The sequence below is a fragment of the Acinetobacter sp. DSM 11652 genome (assembly GCF_900109815.1).
Classification (GTDB): domain Bacteria; phylum Pseudomonadota; class Gammaproteobacteria; order Pseudomonadales; family Moraxellaceae; genus Acinetobacter.
On record NZ_FOBK01000012.1, the window covers coordinates 78,837 to 98,163 of the forward strand.

General features: G+C 39.3%; 19 protein-coding genes. 11 read left to right on the plus strand and 8 right to left on the minus strand.

The window, feature by feature from the left end; genetic code table 11:
* Positions 1-212: 212 nt before the first annotated feature.
* Together BMW42_RS12005 and dxs are read right to left on the minus strand one after the other, a co-directional pair.
* The gene (locus BMW42_RS12005) at positions 213-1,043 is read right to left on the minus strand and encodes an inositol monophosphatase family protein (protein WP_092768116.1); all 831 of its coding nucleotides are present in this window, start codon (positions 1,041-1,043) and stop codon (positions 213-215) included.
* A gap of 118 nt (positions 1,044-1,161) precedes the next feature.
* Positions 1,162-3,066, minus strand: a complete 1,905-nt coding sequence (gene dxs / locus BMW42_RS12010) for a 1-deoxy-D-xylulose-5-phosphate synthase (protein ID WP_092768118.1) — start codon at positions 3,064-3,066, stop codon at positions 1,162-1,164.
* A gap of 317 nt (positions 3,067-3,383) precedes the next feature.
* On the opposite strand from dxs, the gene ribA reads away from it, so the two are divergent.
* A complete protein-coding gene (gene ribA, locus BMW42_RS12015) occupies positions 3,384-3,986 on the plus strand; it encodes a GTP cyclohydrolase II (protein ID WP_171260724.1) in 603 nt (200 codons plus the stop codon).
* Between the two features lie 86 nt (positions 3,987-4,072).
* On the opposite strand, the gene hemN is transcribed toward ribA, so the two are convergent.
* Complete coding sequence (hemN, locus tag BMW42_RS12020) at positions 4,073-5,443, minus strand: oxygen-independent coproporphyrinogen III oxidase (RefSeq protein WP_092768122.1); 1,371 nt, start codon at positions 5,441-5,443, stop codon at positions 4,073-4,075.
* A 245-nt stretch (positions 5,444-5,688) separates the two neighbouring features.
* On the opposite strand from hemN, the gene hemF reads away from it, so the two are divergent.
* The 5 genes from hemF to BMW42_RS12045 all read left to right on the plus strand — a co-directional run bounded on the left by hemF (position 5,689) and on the right by BMW42_RS12045 (position 10,940).
* A complete protein-coding gene (gene hemF, locus BMW42_RS12025; RefSeq protein ID WP_035265021.1) occupies positions 5,689-6,630 on the plus strand; it encodes an oxygen-dependent coproporphyrinogen oxidase in 942 nt (313 codons plus the stop codon).
* 243 nt (positions 6,631-6,873) lie between these two features.
* Positions 6,874-7,086, plus strand: a complete 213-nt coding sequence (locus BMW42_RS12030) for a hypothetical protein (protein ID WP_035265018.1) — start codon at positions 6,874-6,876, stop codon at positions 7,084-7,086.
* An 84-nt stretch (positions 7,087-7,170) separates the two neighbouring features.
* A complete protein-coding gene (gene aroE / locus BMW42_RS12035) occupies positions 7,171-7,959 on the plus strand; it encodes a shikimate dehydrogenase (RefSeq protein ID WP_092768124.1) in 789 nt (262 codons plus the stop codon).
* 379 nt (positions 7,960-8,338) lie between these two features.
* Entirely contained in the window at positions 8,339-10,162 is a 1,824-nt protein-coding gene (locus BMW42_RS12040; RefSeq protein WP_035265010.1) for an acyl-CoA dehydrogenase C-terminal domain-containing protein, read from the plus strand.
* 172 nt (positions 10,163-10,334) lie between these two features.
* Entirely contained in the window at positions 10,335-10,940 is a 606-nt protein-coding gene (locus BMW42_RS12045) for an SRPBCC family protein (RefSeq protein WP_092768126.1), read from the plus strand.
* 59 nt (positions 10,941-10,999) lie between these two features.
* Here BMW42_RS12045 and BMW42_RS12050 read toward each other — a convergent pair whose 3' ends face one another.
* Positions 11,000-11,413, minus strand: coding sequence for a hypothetical protein (locus BMW42_RS12050; protein WP_092768128.1), 414 nt, complete (start codon positions 11,411-11,413; stop codon positions 11,000-11,002).
* A 125-nt stretch (positions 11,414-11,538) separates the two neighbouring features.
* The gene (hemW, locus tag BMW42_RS12055; RefSeq protein WP_092768130.1) at positions 11,539-12,693 is read right to left on the minus strand and encodes a radical SAM family heme chaperone HemW; all 1,155 of its coding nucleotides are present in this window, start codon (positions 12,691-12,693) and stop codon (positions 11,539-11,541) included.
* A gap of 111 nt (positions 12,694-12,804) precedes the next feature.
* Between hemW and BMW42_RS12060 the strand changes: the two genes are divergently transcribed.
* From BMW42_RS12060 to BMW42_RS12075, 4 genes are all read left to right on the plus strand, one after another.
* The gene (locus BMW42_RS12060) at positions 12,805-13,266 is read left to right on the plus strand and encodes a DMT family transporter (protein WP_092768132.1); all 462 of its coding nucleotides are present in this window, start codon (positions 12,805-12,807) and stop codon (positions 13,264-13,266) included.
* Positions 13,267-13,365: 99 nt separating this feature from the next.
* Positions 13,366-14,670 (plus strand): MATE family efflux transporter, encoded by a 1,305-nt coding sequence (locus tag BMW42_RS12065; protein WP_092768159.1) that lies wholly within the window; start codon positions 13,366-13,368, stop codon positions 14,668-14,670.
* Positions 14,671-14,814: 144 nt separating this feature from the next.
* Complete coding sequence (locus BMW42_RS12070) at positions 14,815-16,107, plus strand: ABC1 kinase family protein (protein ID WP_092768161.1); 1,293 nt, start codon at positions 14,815-14,817, stop codon at positions 16,105-16,107.
* Between the two features lie 77 nt (positions 16,108-16,184).
* On the plus strand, positions 16,185-16,436 hold the full coding sequence (locus BMW42_RS12075) for a type B 50S ribosomal protein L31 (protein WP_035264993.1): 252 nt from the start codon (positions 16,185-16,187) through the stop codon (positions 16,434-16,436).
* 73 nt (positions 16,437-16,509) lie between these two features.
* Here BMW42_RS12075 and crcB read toward each other — a convergent pair whose 3' ends face one another.
* Positions 16,510-16,890, minus strand: coding sequence for a fluoride efflux transporter CrcB (gene crcB / locus BMW42_RS12080; RefSeq protein WP_092768135.1), 381 nt, complete (start codon positions 16,888-16,890; stop codon positions 16,510-16,512).
* A 119-nt stretch (positions 16,891-17,009) separates the two neighbouring features.
* Here crcB and BMW42_RS12085 point away from each other — a divergent pair, with 119 nt between their 5' ends.
* The gene (locus BMW42_RS12085; protein WP_035264987.1) at positions 17,010-17,342 is read left to right on the plus strand and encodes a HopJ type III effector protein; all 333 of its coding nucleotides are present in this window, start codon (positions 17,010-17,012) and stop codon (positions 17,340-17,342) included.
* Between the two features lie 24 nt (positions 17,343-17,366).
* Here BMW42_RS12085 and BMW42_RS12090 read toward each other — a convergent pair whose 3' ends face one another.
* Together BMW42_RS12090 and BMW42_RS12095 are read right to left on the minus strand one after the other, a co-directional pair.
* Positions 17,367-18,593 carry a TIGR03862 family flavoprotein gene (locus BMW42_RS12090; protein ID WP_092768137.1) on the minus strand — a complete coding sequence of 409 codons (1,227 nt, stop codon included), beginning with the start codon at positions 18,591-18,593 and terminating at the stop codon, positions 17,367-17,369.
* Positions 18,590-19,255, minus strand: a complete 666-nt coding sequence (locus BMW42_RS12095; RefSeq protein ID WP_171260725.1) for a DUF938 domain-containing protein — start codon at positions 19,253-19,255, stop codon at positions 18,590-18,592. The genes BMW42_RS12090 and BMW42_RS12095 overlap by 4 nt, the downstream gene beginning before the upstream one ends.
* Positions 19,256-19,327: the final 72 nt, after the last annotated feature.

Here is a 19,327-nt window from a genome sequence, read left to right on the forward strand (position 1 = left end):
CCTCTCTTTGGACCGGACGCGCATACACAATATAGAAGAGAAATGTTCAGGTAATGAACGAAATTTAGTGCGTGCGCGGAGTATAACAGATTTTTTTATAATGTCATTAAGTTTAATTGCTTTTTGATGCGTTCAAGTACAAATATTCAAATTTATCATGTTTTGGAGATAAAAAAGCTCCCTATTAGGGAGCTTTCATAAATTTGATCTGCTTATTTAGCAGCAGCACCCCAAGCTGGGACAACTGCTTGCATCAATGGTTTCAATAATTTCATAGAACAAGCCAAGACTTGACCATTTTCCATTGAATTTGAACCACCGCGCGCATCAACTACTGTACCACCAGCTTCTTTAACGATTAGCTCACCCGCTGCGATATCCCATGGTTTCAAACCAAGTTCGAAATAACCATCGTAACGACCAGCAGCAACATAAGCTAAGTCGAGTGCTGCTGAACCTAAACGGCGGAATTGAGCACCTTGCTCAGTTACTGCCAACAAAGAATCGAAGTGATTTTTTGCATAAGAAACTACTTCGCCATCGCGTTTAGCACGATATGCATGACCAACAGCCAAGAACGTACGATCTAAACTATCTTTTACATTCACACGAATACGACGTTGGTTCATCATTGCACCGCGACCGCGACTCGCAGAGAACAATTCATCTTTGATTGGGTCATACACAACACCGTGTTGAGTCACGCCTTTGTGTTGAACTGCAATAGAAATACAGAAGTGTGGGACACCATTAATGAAGTTTAAAGTACCATCTAAAGGATCGATCACCCAACACCAATCAGCATCGTGACCTTTACCTTCTTGCATACCAAACTCTTCACCAAGGAAGCTGTGATTTTTATAGCTTTTGCGCAAGATATCGATCGTCAATTCTTCAACATAGCGATCAACGCGAGTCACAGGACCTTCGATACCTTTTTCTTCAACTTGCAGATCAAGTTTATGACGATTCTGATGCGCTTTTAAAAGCTCTTGACCAACTGTTTGAGCCGCACGCGCAGCCATCACCACCATAGGTTCCATTGAACACCCACTACAAATTTGAAGATACTGATAAAGAATAATGCATAAAAGCGCCGACATTTTATCAAATATCGGCACTTTTAGGTAAAAAATGTTTCTAAAATTTTATGACTTGTATTTAAACCACCTGTACAAGCTTTAACCAAGCTTGTTGAATTGAAGATTGGATACCTTCTGCATCCAATCCACAATCTTTAAGCATCTCACCATGACTGGCTTGTGCTAAGAATTGATCAGGTAAGCCTATGTTCAAAACTGGCTTGAGAATGTGTTCGGCCATTATAAATTCATTCACAGCACTTCCAGCCCCCCCCATGACTGCATGCTCTTCAACCGTTACAAAAAGTTGGGTTTGATCTGCATATTGTCGAATGATTTGACCATCTAGGGGTTTAACAAACCGCATATTCACAACGCGTACCGCAACATCCAATTGATCAACTAAAAGCTGAGCAGCATGTTCTGCAACAATCACGCGGCTACCGAAAGCTAAAATAGTAATCACTTCTTCGGCTTTTACATTCAGCTCCAAAGTTAACTCAGCTTTACCAATTTCAAGCGCTGTCAGTTCTTTTTGAATTTCAACACCTAAACCATTTCCGCGTGGATAACGTACTGCAGCAGGACCCGGGTGCAAATAAGCGGTATGTAGCATTTGACGGCATTCATTTTCATCTTTTGGTGCCATAATCACGATATTCGGAACTGTACGCATAAATGCGTAATCATATGCACCAGCATGAGTTGGTCCATCCTCACCTACTAAACCTGCACGATCGATACCAAATGTGACATCAAGGTTTTGTAATGCCACATCATGAATGAGCTGATCATAACCACGCTGTAAGAAGGTTGAATAAATTGCCACTACTGGTTTTAAACCTTCACATGCCATACCAGCAGCTAAGGTCACTGCATGTTGTTCTGCAATTGCCACATCAAAGTAACGATCAGGATATTGTTTGGCGAATTGCACCATACCTGAACCTTCACACATGGCAGGTGTAATGGCTAACAACTTATCATCCAACTGGGCTTCATCGCACAACCATTGCCCAAAAACATCAGAATATTTGGGCGCTTTTGTTGAAGCTGCTGCAGCATTTAATTTAGCAATTGCGTGATATTTTATTTGATCTGCTTCAGCAGGTGCGAAGCCCTTACCTTTCTTGGTATAGATATGAATTAAGCGCGGCCCCTTACGTTTTTTTAAGGCACTAAATACATTAACAAGTTCATCGACATTATGACCATCGAATGGACCAAAATAGTCAAATCCAATCGCTTTAAATAAGTTATCCGCAGCCTCGGTAGCAGCACTATGTAAACGTGAAGTGTAGTCCCACTCAGGATAGTCCTGAATAAATGGATTACCCTGCTCATCAATATGCACAGACTGCCCTTTTTCCCAAATCGCAGCCAAATGTTTTGCAAAACCACCCGTGCTACATGAAATCGACATATCATTGTCATTCAGTATCACCATGAGATCAGCATTATGTGCAACAGCATCATTCATGGCTTCGAATGCCATCCCTGCTGTCATTGCACCATCACCGATAATTGCAACCACTTCACAAGGATCTTTTTGATAACGACGAGCTAAAGCCATTCCCAAACCCGCTGAAATAGCAGTCGATGAGTGGCCCACACCAAAAGTATCAAATTCAGACTCTTCACGAGCGGGGAACGCCGCTAAGCCATTTTTTGCACGAATTGTAGTCAGTTGCTCACGACGTCCAGTCAAAGCTTTATGTGGATATGCTTGATGTCCCACATCCCAGATAAGACGATCATGCGGTGTATTGAAACAATAATGCAAGGCAACAGTTAATTCGATTACACCTAGATTGGCACCGAAATGCCCACCACTTTGTCCAGCAGCATACAAAATAAATTGACGTAGCTCGTCCGACACTTGACTCAATTGTTCTTTGGCTAGTTGACGCAATTGCATTGGATGATTAATCGCATCCAACAAAGGCGTAACAGGACGTTGACTAGGTATTTCGGTATACAACATATGTGGCAATGCCTTCTAAAGCCTGGCAAATCCTAAGCTAGGTAAATGGGTTAGCTCGATTCTTCTTATTGATCGAGAAATCGAAAAAAAACACCTTAAATCAACCACATTTATATTGGTCCAGTGTTGAGCTTTCGCTAAACGGGCGTTGTTAGGTAGCTAGATTATCCTGAATATCGATGCTACTTATCAACTATTATCTTGTGCTTTGCAAAAAAAAGGAAATCTTCTGTGTAAATTTGCACAATGATACTCAACTATGGTCTGATCATTCAGCTATACTTTAGCCAAATTATGAATATGTAATGGAAGTCGCTGTGCCTATAGAGTTTGTTGCCACATCTAAATTACCCACTGCCTTTGGTGATTTTAAAATCACTGTTTTTCAAGATCCTAAAACAGGTGAAGAACACGTAGCATTGTCAAAAGGATTAGATAAAGCACCCACCTCTCCTGTCTTGGTACGAATCCATTCCGAATGTTTAACAGGTGATGCTTTTGCTTCATTAAAATGTGATTGTGGCCCACAACTTCAAGCAACTCAAAAACTGATTAACGAAGCAGGACAAGGCGTAATTTTATATTTACGTCAAGAAGGTCGTGGTATTGGTTTAACCAATAAAATTCGTGCTTATGCCTTGCAAGATCAAGGGCATGACACAGTGGATGCCAACCTGATGCTCAACTTACCCGCTGATGCGCGTAAATACGATATGTGCAGTATCATGCTGGATCACTTACAAGTGAAAAAAGTCAAACTGGTTACGAATAATCCTCTCAAAATTAAAGCTTTAACTGATTTAGGAATTGATGTGGTTGATCGTGTCCCGTTAACGGTCGGTTTGAATAAATTCAATGAAGAATACTTAAAAACCAAACATGAGCGCATGTCACATATGTATCAAAAGGATGATTTTTAACTACAGCATAATTTAATCGTTGTAAAAAATACCCCGATGCTTAGGGGTATTTTTTCACTTAGACTCAATCTAATTTGTGAAGATGACTATATCGTCATAGAAAATATCCGATTTTCAGGTTTGTTTCTTTTTAACCTTAAATCGAAAGCCATACAGATATTTCGTACAAATGGTTTTCCAGCTTCCGTTACCTTCAATCCATATTCACTCATCTTCACAAGTTGGTCATTTTGCATTTCAGCTAAATCTTCTAAAACTTGTGGTCGCTGTGCAAAATCCATGTCACCTTGCCAATTCGTCTCAAAGTGGCACATGAGATTTAAAATGTGTTTTCTGATTTTCAAATCTTCTTCTGTTAAAAGATGACCTTTAAAAACTGGAATTTCGTTTTGTTCTAATCGAGCATAATAATTTTCAAGCGTCTTTTCATTTTGGGCAAAACCTTGCCAACAATCGCCAATAGCTGACATCCCTAAGCCAATCATCACTTCTGTTTTTGAAACGGTATATCCCATAAAATTACGATGTAACTGTTGGGCTTGAAATACCTGATACATATCATCATGCTCAAGCGCAAAATGATCCATTCCTATTTCATGATATCCAGCAGACAATAATTTTTGTTTTCCTTGCTCATAACACTGTCTTTTCTCTTCATCGCGCGGAACATCATGGTCTTTAAAACCACGTTGCCCATTGCCTTTGATCCATGGTACATGCGCATAACTGTAAAAGGCTAAACGATCTGGCTTAATTTGAATGGTTTGATCAATTGTGTTTAAAACATCATCTAAATATTGAAAGGGCAGCCCGTAGACCAAATCATGCGAAATAGAGGTATAACCAATTTCACGCGCCCATTCTGTAACCTGCTTTACGTGTTCAAAAGGTTGAATTCGGTGGATCGCTTTCTGCACGGTTTCATTATAATCCTGCACACCAAAGCTAACGCGTCTAAAACCCAATTCAAACAGCGTCTTTAAATGATCGTAAGAAGTATTATTAGGATGTCCTTCAAAACTAAATTGATGATCTTCAGCTACTTCTGATAGTGCTAAAAGCCCATCAATCAACTGTTTAAGATGCTGAGGAGAAAAAAATGTAGGTGTCCCCCCCCCTAGATGTATCTCTTTAATCAAAGGACGCTCTACAAATAACTCACAATACAATTTCCATTCTTTTAACAAAGCCAAAATATAGGGCTGTTCCATTTCATGTTTTTTAGTGATTTTTTTATGACATCCACAAAAAGTACATAAGGACTCGCAAAAAGGTAAGTGAATGTAAAGGCTAATACCATGTTGGCTATTCGAGTGATCAAAACGTATTTTTAGTTTTTGCTGCCATAGTACTTGATCAAAAGTCGACTGCTCCCAATACGGAACTGTGGGATAGCTCGTATATCGAGGACCTGGAACATTATATTTTTGCACCAGTGAAATAACGTTTTCGAACATATCCCCACCTTTAAAATCACCACATATTAAAAGCTTAACTGCTTTCAGTCATCCTATTTTGAGGAGCTTATTCTTTTAATTCAACCTAGTATCTTGGTCAGGATTCATAAGCAAATTCAAATCACAAAGTACGTTTACCCTGACTAAACTTAAATCTCGATCTGCTATATCGATAAAATCACCTTAATCTTTCATACAATTTATGTTTTGATGTAGCTAGTTTTTCATTGCCCAAGAGGCTTGGTATGTCACACCCGACTTCTGCAGATATTCAACGTGTTCGTGAATTTTTACTCGACTTACAAACTCGAATTTGTGCTGCGCTTGAACAACAAGAACAACAAGGTGGCGGTAATGCCCAATTTGAGATCGATGATTGGGAACGTCCCGAAGGTGGTGGTGGCAGATCACGCGTATTGCAAGATGGTACAGTGATCGAAAAAGGTGGTGTGATGTTCTCGCACATCAATATCTCAAAGTTACCAGCATCTGCTACCGAACGGCACCCACATATAGCTGGTGCACAAGCACAAGCCATGGGGGTTTCTTTAGTGATCCATCCTAGAAATCCAAATGTGCCGACCTCACATGCCAACGTAAGACTATTTGTCGCAGAAAAAGAAGGACAAGATCCTATTTGGTGGTTTGGCGGCGGTTTTGATTTAACGCCATTTTATCCGAATGATGAAGATGTTAAATCATGGCATCAAACTGCGCACGATCTTTGTGCACCTTTTGGCGATCATGTCTACCAAGATCATAAAAAATGGTGTGATGATTATTTTTATTTGAAGCATCGTGATGAACAACGTGGTGTCGGTGGGTTATTTTTTGATGACTTAAATCAGTGGGATTTCGAAACTTGTTTTAAATACATGCAAGCTGTAGGCAATGGATATCTCAATGCGATTCTACCAATCTTCCAACGTAATCAAGATAAACCCTATAGTGAAGCTCAACGCGATTTCCAATTGTATCGTCGTGGGCGCTATGTGGAATATAACTTAGTTTACGATCGAGGGACGTTATTTGGATTACAAACTGGCGGTCGAATTGAGTCTATTTTAGTAAGTCTTCCTCCATTAACGGGTTGGAAATACAGACCTGAATGGGATGAAGGCTCTGCTGAAAAAAAATTAACCGACTACTATTTAAAACCGAGAGATTGGCTCGCTGAACTGCATTAAATGTAAATCACTCGCCCTGTTAAAAACAGGGCTTTTTTGTTGAGCAATATATTCATCCCATTGTCTAACGAAATTGAATAATTCCATTACATTCTCTTAGAAAAAAAGGCACAATAGATAAAATTGATTAAATTTTGTCACACTTCTGACACAGCTCTTAAGTTTAATTTAAGCAAAGTACTGTACAATCAATTTTTACTTGTATTACTCATGGAAGTTTTTACTTCTGCATAAGGAATCGATATGCAACACAACTCTATTCGCGCACGTGTTGTCGTATTTTGGACACTGGTTATTGCTCTTTTGAGTGCAATCAGTACCACTATATTTTCAGAAACACTACTCAATGATAGCTTTGGTTTTAGCTTGATGGTGTTTGCAGCTGTTGGTCTACTGCTCAACATTGCGCATATTTTACTTCATACCCTATTTGAAATTTGTAACCCAAGTCATTAATACACTTCATTGAATATGTTCATATTGGGAACTTTCTGCATTTGACGTATATTGTTTGCCACTTCTTCATCAGGAATTAGAGCAATGCGCAAACAATTTGCCGTAATTGGAAATCCCATTGAACAATCTCGATCTCCAGAGCTTCATCATGCGTTCGCACAAAAGACTGGGGTGATCCTTGAATATAGCAAACGCCTTGCTCCTCTCGATGGTTTTACACAGAGTATCAATGAATTTTTTAAGGCTGGTGGTATTGGTCTGAATGTCACGGTGCCGTTTAAAGAACAAGCTTTTGCACAATGTGATGTACTCACTGAACGTGCCAAAATTGCAAAAGCAGTAAATACACTATGGATGAAAGATGGTGTATTGCATGGCGACAATACCGATGGCCAAGGACTTGTTGCAGCCATTCAACATTTAAATTGGCCTCTTGAGCAAGCAAGCGTGCTTATTTTAGGCGCAGGTGGTGCAACACGTGGCGTGATTTATCCACTGCATAAAGCTGGTGTAAATAAAATCATGATTGCTAATCGAACGGTTGCTCGCGCAGAGCAATTGATTCAGGACTTACAACCTGCTGTCCCAGATCTAGAGCTAAACGCTTGTGGTCTTGATCACATAGCAGGTGAATTTGATATTGTTATTAATGCTACCTCGGCAAGCTTATCTGGCGATGCAATCACTCTACCTCAACAGTTAAAATTCAAATATGCCTATGAAATGGCCTATGGCAAACCTTCCACTTTCCTTGATCAAGCGAAACAGCGTGGAATTCCGACTGCAGAAGGATTTGGAATGCTCGTTGGACAAGCGATTGAATCTTTCGCGATTTGGAATGGTGTGCGTCCAGAATTAAAAGATTTTATTTAGTTTTTGCACACGTTTAGTGCCTTGTGAACAGTGCAATTTTTTAAATTGCACTTTTTCTCTCTATAATATCGATTAAATCTCTTCGAATTGATTTTAGTGACATATTTTTAGTGCATATTCAAATTGAATAAATTCAAATTAAACATATGATCATCCACTCAACAAAACCAACCTAAGCTTATGTATTAATAATATTATTTTTTCTAATAAACTCCTACTACAACAAATGAATTCAGTTTATATTCATTCAAGAGCCTAAACATTAATTCGCAATTCTGACATTTATTTCCGTGACTTACATCAATGTTTTTTTAGTGTTGTAGGTCAATAATCGGATCATCTAACAAGTATTTTCTCTATTCAAATTAGGAAAAGTTCAATGCCTGCATATAAAGCGCCCGTACGTGATATTCGTTTCTTAATGAACGAAGTTTTTGATTATCCTGCGCACTATAAAACTCTAAGCAACGGCGAAGCTGCTGACTCTGATACTGTCGATATGATTATCGAAGGTGCTGCAGATTTCTGTGAAAATGTATTATCTCCACTTAATCAGTCTGGAGATGAAGAAGGCTGTCATTTTAAAAATGGCGAAGTCAAAACGCCTAAAGGTTTCAAAGAAGCTTACGAGCAGTTTGTACAAGGTGGCTGGCAAGGTCTTTCGTATCCTGAAGAGTTTGGTGGTCAAGCACTGCCTATGTCGCTGAACCTGATTAAATCAGAAATGATGGGTACAGCAAACTGGTCTTTCACGATGTATCCGGGCTTAAGTATGGGTTGTATGAATACCATCATGCAATTTGGTACTGAAGAACAGAAAAACACCTACATGCCTCACCTCACTGCTGGTACATGGTCAGGCACAATGTGTTTAACTGAACCACAATGTGGTACAGACTTGGGTCAAGTTAAAACTAAAGCTGAGCCTAAAGGTGACGGTACTTATGCTATCACAGGTACTAAAATCTTTATTTCTGCGGGTGAACACGATTTAACTGAAAATATCATTCATATTGTGTTGGCACGTCTTCCAGACTCTCCAGCTGGTACGCGTGGTATTTCATTATTCATCGTTCCAAAATTCATCCCAACTGCTGATGGTGGTGTAGGCGAACGCAATCCTGTGACTTGCGGTTCTATTGAACACAAAATGGGGATCAGAGCATCTGCTACTGCCGTACTGAACTTTGATGCTGCAACGGGTTATCTGATTGGTGAAGTCAACAAAGGCTTACACGCAATGTTTACCTTCATGAATACGGCGCGTATCGGAACTGCTGTTCAAGGTTTAGCACATGCAGAACTTGCATTCCAAGGTGCATTACCTTATGCAAAAGAACGTATGTCAATGCGCGCACTCTCAGGTAAAAAAGAGCCTGAAAAAGTAGCTGACTCAATTATCCATCATGCTGATGTTCGCCGTATGCTTTTGACTCAAAAAGCCATTGCTGAAGGTGGCCGTGCAATGATCTATCATGCTGCACAGCTAGCTGACAAGATGACTGATGCTTTAGCTCAAGGTGATCAAGCGAAGTTTGATGATTACGATGATAAACTAGGTTTCTACACACCAATTTTGAAAGGCTTCTTAACTGAGTTAGGCTTAGAAGCAGCAAACCACGGTATGCAAGTCTTTGGTGGCCATGGCTATATCAAAGAACATGGTATGGAGCAGATCGTTCGTGACGCACGTATTTCAACGCTTTACGAAGGTACAACTGGTGTTCAAGCACTAGACTTAATCGGTCGTAAAGTACTGTTATCTTCTAAAGGTAAAGTCGTTCGTGACTATACAGCTGAAATCTTAAAATTCTGTGGCCAGCACGCACGCAATAAATACATGCGCCGTTTTGCTTGGGACTTAACTAAGATTTGTGCACAATGGAATGCATTAACTGTACGTATTATGCTTGCTGCACGCAAAGATCGCGACATCGTTTCAAGTGCTTCTGTGGATTACTTAATGTTCTCTGGTTATGCAATGATGGCATATTACTGGGCTCAACAAGCGGCAGTGGCATCAGCGAAGTTAGCATCAGGTGATGGTCAAGAAACTCCTGAGTTTTATAAAGCGAAAATCAAAGTTGCAGATTTCTACTTTGAGCGTTTACTTCCACGTGCCCAAGGTCATGCTGAATCTATGGTTAACCCTTCGAAAACTTTAATGTCTTTAGAAGCTGAACACTTCAGTTTTGATTACTAAGATTTCATAGAGAAAAAGACCGCCAAGGCGGTCTTTTTTTATTAATTCAATAAACCATTGTACTTTAAGAATACGAAATTACATTTAGAGCAAGAATACAACAGTGGTATCTTGATCAAGCGATATAAATATTCCAAATGAGCTTTTATCAATATACAAAAAGGAAAATAATATGCATAAGACATTGATCTCCTTCTCTTTACTCAGTGCAGTCTTTCTCGCTACAAATAGCTTCGCTGAATCGGATATTAAACATCACCAACAAACCACGACGTATTCAACAAAGAATTTGAATTACTCGACGAGTGGATCTGCTGAGGTCATTATTCATCGCCCTGTGAGTGAAGTCTTCAATATTTTAACCAATGTGAATCTTTGGCCAAAAATTAATGTGGGTGCAACTCAAGCCATCGAGCCTAAGAATATTCGCGTTCAAAAAGGTACGACTTTTAAAGAGTTTATTAGCAGCCCGATTCCAGGCATAAAAGATTGGAGTAATGAATGGCATGTGATTGAGTTTGAGAAAGATAAGAAGTTTGTTATCGCAACCATAGAACAATTTGCTCAAGTCCCAATCCATTCAAAAATTACCTATGAATTTGATCGTATCAACGCCAATAGCACAGAATTTGAACGAACTATTGAAGTAACTTTAGACGATAAATTTATTCAAGACGCGACAAAACAAGAAGTTGAAGCCCTGTATCGTTTTATTGGTTCTCAGTGGGAAATGGCCAATCATTTAAAAAAATATGTTGAAGATCAACGCTCAAATTAAGGGATTAAAAAACACCTGATTGAACAACCAATCAGGTGTTGTAAATTAATGCATATATTTTAATGCTCACGGTACTCTTTAATCTCTATTGGCTTATCTTTCACGAGTTCAACTGTTCCCTCATTCAAACCATTGAAATTTTTAAAATGAATTGAAACACCATCTCTATTTGCAAGTTTTACACCACTTGCAGCAACCGCGCTCTTCAAGTGATAAACCGCATCCGAGTTATCCCTGAGTTCTGCCGTCTGAAAATTGTCTTTTGTTTTTAGCTCTAATGTTAAATCCATTGGTCCAGTAAAATGGATCACCTGTTCACCTTCAGCACGAGCAACTTGATCAACAGGCGCAGAAGCTTCAGCATTTAAATACGCTGGTCTCTCTTGTTCTGACATTTGCTCACTATTTTTGTTTTTATCAGTACAACCAACGAATGCCAATCCCAAGATTGAAGCCACTAGAACTAATTTCATTTTTATTACCTATCTTGATGAGAACCATTAAAAAACTCATCATTATTTTCACAGTAAAGGAGCGAAATAAGTATGGATTTAACAGTTTCGCTGTTAAAAATTACATTGGAGTTTAACTATAGAACTTACAGAAACTCCTCAAGCAATGAGTTCAAATATAAATGTCCTTGAGCAGTGCATGACAAACGGTTTGGATCATCTACCATTAATTTTCTGTCAATCAATGACTGAATTTGAACTTGGATTGATTTCAAAGATAAACCTGTACGAGCTTCATAATATGAGGTTGGTACACCTTGATTAAGTCGCAGTGCATTCATCATAAATTCGAATGGCATTTCATCAGCTTCAATTTTCTTAAACTGCAAATGCTCTGCAGGGACTTTCGCTAGATAATCTTTCGGTAATCGTGTTTTTTGGTAACGATATACACCATCACTTAGCGTCACTTTAGCATGCGCACCAGCACCAATCGCTAAGTAATCGCCAAATTGCCAATAATTTAAATTATGTGCTGAGGGTTTTTCTTTACGCCAAGCCGACACTTCGTAGTTAGTAAAATCATTTTCGATTAAATAGGCCTCACCCTGTACCTGAATTTCTTCTAATACATCATCGACAGGCAATATAGGTTGAGTTCGAAAAAATACGGTATTGGGCTCAATGGTTAACTGATACCACGAGATATGTGTAGCACCGTGCTCTACGGCAAGTTTTAAGTCAAGTAATGCTTGTTCAAGCGTTTGTTCAGGCAAGCCGTGCATTAAATCAACATTAATTCGCTTAAAGCCTGCATCCTTCGCCAAACCAATTGCTGAAATTGCATCTTGGTTGGAATGAATACGCCCCAGTTTTTGAAGATGATTCGAGTTAAAACTTTGGACACCTAAAGACAACCGATTGATCCCCGCCTTTAAATAATCTGCAAATGGATCATGTTCTACCGTTCCCGGGTTGGCTTCTAAGGTAATTTCACAATCATCCTCAAACGGAATCAAAGCGCTTAGCTGAGCAAATAGCCATTGATACCCTTGAGCAGAAATGAGAGAAGGAGTACCTCCACCTATGAATACGCTATGAATTTGACGACCCTGAGCAAAATTTATCTGTGTTTTGAAATCCTCAACCAATGCTTGTAAATATTCTTTCTCCAACGCCATGGACAATGCCCCATTGGGTACTGCATGCGAATTAAAGTCGCAATATGGACATTTACGCACACACCACGGCATATGAATATAAAGTGACAATGGAATATCTTGTGGATTCAAAGTAGCCAACCGTACAGCTCAAAACTTAAAAACTTATTTTAACATGACTACACCATAACGCTCAGAACTGATTCAGTTTTTACTTTACACTCAATATAAAACAAGGACGTGGGTACATTTATGTTTAAAGTCGCGAGCCAATTTTTATTCTTTCTCCCTTTAGCACTGGGGATCGGAATCGCAATGACCTTCCAAACTGCGATTAACACACAATTACGTGAATATTTATATTCTCCATTACAAGCTGCACTTTTATCATTTTTGATTGGTACAATAGTTCTCGCAATACTGGTTTTTTTTCAACAGACTGAAAAACCACAATTGAGCGAAATTGTACAAATTCCTTGGCATCTTTGGCTTGGCGGTTTTTTAGGTGTTTATGCCATCAGTATTAGTATTTATTCCGCACCTAAATTAGGTTTCTTAACCTTATCGGCATTAATTATATTTGGACAGATTGTTATGTCCATGATAGTCGACCATTTTGGAATTTTAGGTACAGAAAAAATTGCCATTAATTGGCAGCGCATTTTGGGTGGCGTGGTGATTTTTATAGGTGTGCTTCTCACTTTACAACGCTAAACCTTCATTCTAAGCACATAAAAACGATGAGTAATTTTTGTGTCTAATGTGACTGCAACTTCCAACATCAGTTATGAATTAAAAAAACTATTTCATCTCATGATCCCAATCTTGATTACGCAATTTTCGCAAGCAGGATTAGGACTGATTGATACTATTATGGCAGGACATTTATCTGCATTAGACTTAGCGGCAATTGCTGTCGGGGTCGGTCTTTGGATTCCTGTCATGTTGCTATTTAGCGGCATTATGATTGCAACAACGCCGTTGGTTGCTGAAGCAAACGGTGCGAGGACTCCAGAGAAAATTGCCACTATTACACGACAAGCATTATGGGTTGCTTTAGTTCTCGGGATTATTGCTGGTCTAGTCTTACAGATTCTCCCCTATACGCTTCCTCTTCTTGGCGTTCCAGAGTCACTTCACCCTAAAGCTGGCCTATTCTTACATGCGATTGGATTCGGTATGCCAGCAGTCACCATGTTTGCTGCACTACGAGGATACTCTGAGGCGATTGGTAATCCACGCCCAGTGACTGTGATCAGTTTAATGGCCTTAGTCGTACTTATTCCGCTTAATTTTGTGTTTATGTATGGTTTAGGTCCAATTCCTGCATTAGGAAGTGCTGGATGTGGATTTGCAACGGCAATTCTACAGTGGCTGATGCTGATCACGTTGGCATTGTATATCTTGAATAATCAGGCATATCAAAAAACCCAACCCTTTAGTCATTTTGAAAAAATTGATCGCTACTGGTTAAAACGCATCCTTGCTTTAGGTTTCCCAATTGGTTTGGCTATCTTCTTTGAGGTCAGTATTTTCAGTACCGCTGCAATTGTATTGAGTCCATTGGGTGAAATTACGGTTGCAGCGCATCAAATTGCCATCTCCATTACGTCACAATTATTTATGATCCCGATGTCTCTCGCGATCGCACTTACCATCCGAGTGGGAACGTATTATGGTGAAAAGGATTACCAATCTATGCGTAAAGTCCAATGGTTGGGTTTAGCAACAGGTACTGTACTGGCAGTAATGACCATGGTTTTATTGTGGGTCTTCCGCCATCAAATTGTCGCGTTGTATACCTCTGATGTATTGGTGACTCAAATTGCGGTTTACTTGGTGCTATTCGCTGTTGCTTACCAACTGATGGACGCTTGGCAAATCAGTGCTGCAGGATGTCTACGAGGCATGCAAGATACGAAGGGTCCTATGTGGATTACTATGCTTGCCTATTGGGTGATTGCGTTTCCTGTAGGCGTATATCTCTCTAGATTCACCAATATTGGTCCCGCGGGTGTATGGATTGGATTGATCGTGGGGTTAAGTATTGCCTGTGTACTCTTACTCGGACGTTTATATATGAATAATCAGCGGCTTGAGCGTAGTCAATCATCATGAACTATAAATCCCGAATGATCGGGATTTATTTTTTTATGCCAATGATTTACTTACAACTCATTAACAATTTCAAATATGCATCTTTTGATTTGTCGCCTATGATCAAATCAGAAGATGAAAATAATGAATCGAGGTTCTCAACTCATGGCAAACAAAGCGAGCTCTCCCGGCCGTCGTTTCATGAAACTCGCAGGTATGACTGCAAGTATTGCTACTAAAACCGTGTCCAACTCTATCCGCACCTTTAATGCAGATGATGATAAAAAAAACGAAGCACGAAGTAAGCTATTTCAAGACATTGGTGTTCAAATTGCAGATACCCTTGGGGAAATGAAAGGTGCTGTAATGAAAGTTGGTCAAATTGCATCACAATATAAAGATATTTTCCCGCCTGAAGTCGCGAAGGCTATTGCTAAATTACAACGTCAAGCCCCTGCGATGCCCTTCCAACAAATCAAGCAACAAGTAGAAAAAGAACTTGGTCAGCCACTGTTAGATGTTTTTAAAACATTTGATGAACAACCTTTTGCAGCAGCTTCGATTGGGCAAGTTCATAAAGCCACCTTAAAAAATGGCCAAGAAGTCGTTGTAAAAGTACAGTACCCAGGCGTAGATGAAGCATGCGAAAGCGATCTAAAACAAGTTCGCTTGGCCTTACGTTTGATGGGTGTACTAAAAGTCGATAAAAAATTACAAGATCGATTATTTGCAGAAATTCAAGACAGCTTACACGAAGAGCTCAACTATGAAATTGAAGCGCAGAATTTAGAGGTATTTAGAACCTTCCATCAAGCATTGGATTCTAAAATTATTATCCCACAAGTGTTCAAAGATTATTCCAGCAGACGAGTTCTAACATTGAGCTTAGAAGCAGGTGACAATATTGAAACCGCAAGCACTTGGCCGCTTGATACACGCAACGAAATTGGTCGTCGACTAATTCAAGCTCTTGGTCATCAGATTTTCTATCTAAAACGTTTTCATTGTGATCCGCATCCTGGCAATTTTGCTTTCCGCTCCGATGGTAGTGTCATCATCTATGATTTCGGTGGTGTTAAAACCTTATCTGCTGAACTGGTGGATCGATTTAAAAAATTAGTTCGCGCTGGTCGTGCTGAAAATATCCAAGAGATTGAACAGCATTTATTCGCATTGGATGCTCTTGCTGAAACAGGAAAATTCCCTGAGGAACTTTACAAACAATGGTTAGAAGTGTTGCTCAGACCCCTTACCACTCAATACAATTTTGCTGAAAACTCATCTCATCATGATGGCGTCATTTTAGTGAAAAAATCACTTAAGTATTGGGATACATTTAAGCCCTCTCCAGACACATTAATGGTCAATCGTACTATTTCTGGACACTATTGGAATCTGATTAACTTAAAAGTCGATGACAATCTCAATGATTTGTTTGAAACGCTCGTTCCTAATTGAAAAATTAACAAGACCTTACAATGCTCATTGTTGTTATGTTATATTATAACAAAATATAAATAATTCGGAGTGTTTCCATGCGTCCCAATATTCATCCTGAATACCATGAAGTACTGTTTCATGATACCAACGCAGATCAGTATTTCATCATCGGTAGTACGATTCAGTCAAAGCAAACCAAAGAATATCAAGGGAAAACTTACCCCTATGTCACGCTAGATATTTCAAGTGCTTCGCACCCTTTCTATACTGGTGAAGTCCGTCAAGCTAATAATGAAGGACGTGTGGCAAGTTTCAATAAGCGTTTCGGTCGCTTTAAACGTAAATAAAAATAATTTCGACTCTCACTATTTTAAAGCCTAAATTTACTCCTCCAATTTAGGCTTTTTTTTATTCTTATCGTTATTTATGGGTTAAATAAAATTGAGTAAAGAAAAAACTCAAAACCAATCCCAAGAGTCCAATCATGATACTACTCACAACATACATCAGTGCCAAATTGTATTGCCCAGATTTTATCAATTGAAAAGTTTCCAAGCCAAAACTAGAGAATGTGGTAAAACCACCTAATATGCCAACCATAAAAAATAGGCGAGCCTCATGTTGTAATACAGGATATTGTAAACTGAATGCAAAAAATCCCCCTGCTAGAACACAGCCCAAGATATTCACAATCCAAGTTGCCCATGGAAATTGATCTGCATTTTGCATGAACCACATACTGGTCATATATCGAAGTGTTGCACCAATCGCTCCACCACATGCTACCCATAACCAACTCATATTATGTCCGTTCTCGTGTATTGATCATATTTTTACCTTAAAAAGTAACGAATTATTGTCTTGGATTCACGCGTTTTTTCGTTAAGATGTAGCAAATTTAAACGTGTAAGGACTCAATTATGGCTCAAGCATTATTGGAACAATTAAAAAATGGCGAAGCAAAATTTGCCGACGTAATTTCATTTATTGAAGCAGGTTATACACATACGCCAACCGCATTTAGTAATGGTCAACAATATAATGCCAGTAATGAAAATCAAGGGAGTGCTAAAGTTTTTTCCTTTGCCAAATTAAATGGTCTTTCTCAAGAACAAACATTACAGCTTTTTGCAGAACACTACGCTTCTGTTCTGGCGACACCTGAAGCATCAGATCATCAAAATATCCGTCAATTCATGATTCATGGATGGGATGGCATTAAATTTGAAGGAAATGCACTCACTGCGAAATAATCATAAATAAAGACTAGCGCTTGGCTAGTCTTTTTCAACAGTTTTATTTAGGTATTCAATTACACCTAATCCTGCTGCACGACCTGTTGCAAAACACGCTGTAAGTAAATAACCACCTGTCGGGGCATCCCAATCCAACATCTCTCCACAGCAGAAAACAATTGGATTACTTTTCAACTGTAACTGTTTAGTCAAGGCAATTTCCCGTACACCACCTGCGCAGCTAATGGCTTCTTCAATGGGTCTAAAACCGTCTAGTTTGATAGATAAATGTTTAATATGCTGAGCCATTTTCTCTGCAATCGCCCAATCATGCTTTGAGGTCAATTCACGTAATAAATTTGACTTTGCATTGTCTAATCCCAATTTTCGCCAAATATTATTCATACTTTGTTTCTTAGCATTCTTAAGTTTAGAGATGATTTCATGCTCAGATAATTCTGGCAGTAAATCTAAATTTAAAACCATAGAATCTTGATATTGCAATTGTGTTCGAAGTGCCCGACCATGCTTATAGACCAACCCACTCTCCAAACCATAATGGGTGATCACGATGTCACCCTTAGCTTTGGGCTGATGATCCACCCAAGCTTCAACTCGTTTGAGTGGCGAGCCAAATACAGGTTCCATATACGAAGACCAAGCTCTGACTACACCAGCATTACTCGGGGAAAACGCTTTTAACTCTTCTTTAGCTAACCATGACTGCCAAGCCCCATCACTGCCCAACTGTGCCCATGACACAGCGCCACACGCCAATACAATCGCATCAAATTGCTCAGTTCGTATTGAATTGGATTGAGTATCAAAAACTGTCAGTTCATTTTGATTAAGCGCGGTAATTTGATGCCGATAATGAAAATTGACTTTGGTATCTACTAAACTTTTTAACCAAGCACGCAGTAATGGAGCTGCTTTCATTTCATTGGGAAATATACGACCAGAGCTTCCAACATAGGATTCAATCCCTAGGTTTTTCATCCAATTTCGAATCCAACGCGCATCCCATTTTTTTACCCAAGGTGCAAGCCATTCGGCATGATCATAACGACCAATAAATTGATCGATAGGTTCGGCATGAGAAATATTTAAACCTGTTTTACCTGCCATCAAAAATTTACGTGCAGCTGAAGGCTTTTGTTCAAAAATATGAACTTCAAATGCAGGATGAGCAGATAAAACTTCAGCAGCCATTAAACCTGCTGGACCTGCGCCTACGATTGCGATTCGCTTTGAATATTCCAAATTCATAGATTATTCGTTTGTTGATTTTCAGAAGAGATCGGCATTTGCCCTTGCAGAGGCATAAAGTGATCGAAGCGAGTTTGGTACGCTTCAGGTTTTTGAATAATCAACTGCTGGCATAATTCACCACGCTCTAGATACTTTACTTCAAAATGCGTTCTTGCCGAAGTTGAAGAGATTCGTTCTTTAACATAAGAAAGGTTCCAAACATTAAGCAGTTGTTGCTCTGCCTCGTCAATATATTCAGGAATATTGCTGGCTAAAGTGATCGTACCATTCGGTTGCAATCGAGACAGTAAAAATTCAAAAAAAGGCATATTCAACCAACGTTGCGCTGGATTATGAGGTTCAGGATTCGGATATAAAATAAAAAAATCTTCAACTTGCTGTGGAAATAGCGCATGTACGATCCAAGGGATTGCATCTGCATGTACAGGTCGCAAATTGGTTTGTCCCTCTAGTTGATGCTGTTTTTGCATCGCTAGAAATTTTTCTCTAGTTCGTTCAATCGCGATTAGTTGTCTTTGCGGATTTTGTTGCGCAAACAATAAAGCATGTTTACCTTTACCCGCCCCAATCTCAACACATAGTGGTTCAGCTAGAATCGGTTGAAAGTCGCGTGGCGCATGCATACGCTGTGCTTGAAATTGACGAATCGGCATAATCAGATCAAACTTATGAAAACGCGACAAGTCTAGCAACTCTAGATGCTTTTGCCTATTTTAGCTGTTTTATTTTAC

What these genes read in the sequence shown, in the direction of transcription:
- BMW42_RS12005 (WP_092768116.1), bottom strand. Translation starts at nt 1,043, where the DNA reads ATGGAACCTATGGTGGTGATGGCTGCGCGTGCGGCTCAAACAGTTGGT.
- dxs (WP_092768118.1), bottom strand. Translation starts at nt 3,066, where the DNA reads ATGTTGTATACCGAAATACCTAGTCAACGTCCTGTTACGCCTTTGTTG.
- hemN (WP_092768122.1), bottom strand. Translation starts at nt 5,443, where the DNA reads ATGTTCGAAAACGTTATTTCACTGGTGCAAAAATATAATGTTCCAGGT.
- hemF (WP_035265021.1), top strand. Translation starts at nt 5,689, where the DNA reads ATGTCACACCCGACTTCTGCAGATATTCAACGTGTTCGTGAATTTTTA.
- BMW42_RS12030 (WP_035265018.1), top strand. Translation starts at nt 6,874, where the DNA reads ATGCAACACAACTCTATTCGCGCACGTGTTGTCGTATTTTGGACACTG.
- aroE (WP_092768124.1), top strand. Translation starts at nt 7,171, where the DNA reads ATGCGCAAACAATTTGCCGTAATTGGAAATCCCATTGAACAATCTCGA.
- BMW42_RS12040 (WP_035265010.1), top strand. Translation starts at nt 8,339, where the DNA reads ATGCCTGCATATAAAGCGCCCGTACGTGATATTCGTTTCTTAATGAAC.
- BMW42_RS12045 (WP_092768126.1), top strand. Translation starts at nt 10,335, where the DNA reads ATGCATAAGACATTGATCTCCTTCTCTTTACTCAGTGCAGTCTTTCTC.
- BMW42_RS12050 (WP_092768128.1), bottom strand. Translation starts at nt 11,413, where the DNA reads ATGAAATTAGTTCTAGTGGCTTCAATCTTGGGATTGGCATTCGTTGGT.
- BMW42_RS12060 (WP_092768132.1), top strand. Translation starts at nt 12,805, where the DNA reads ATGTTTAAAGTCGCGAGCCAATTTTTATTCTTTCTCCCTTTAGCACTG.
- BMW42_RS12065 (WP_092768159.1), top strand. Translation starts at nt 13,366, where the DNA reads ATGATCCCAATCTTGATTACGCAATTTTCGCAAGCAGGATTAGGACTG.
- BMW42_RS12070 (WP_092768161.1), top strand. Translation starts at nt 14,815, where the DNA reads ATGGCAAACAAAGCGAGCTCTCCCGGCCGTCGTTTCATGAAACTCGCA.
- BMW42_RS12075 (WP_035264993.1), top strand. Translation starts at nt 16,185, where the DNA reads ATGCGTCCCAATATTCATCCTGAATACCATGAAGTACTGTTTCATGAT.
- crcB (WP_092768135.1), bottom strand. Translation starts at nt 16,890, where the DNA reads ATGAGTTGGTTATGGGTAGCATGTGGTGGAGCGATTGGTGCAACACTT.
- BMW42_RS12085 (WP_035264987.1), top strand. Translation starts at nt 17,010, where the DNA reads ATGGCTCAAGCATTATTGGAACAATTAAAAAATGGCGAAGCAAAATTT.
- BMW42_RS12090 (WP_092768137.1), bottom strand. Translation starts at nt 18,593, where the DNA reads ATGAATTTGGAATATTCAAAGCGAATCGCAATCGTAGGCGCAGGTCCA.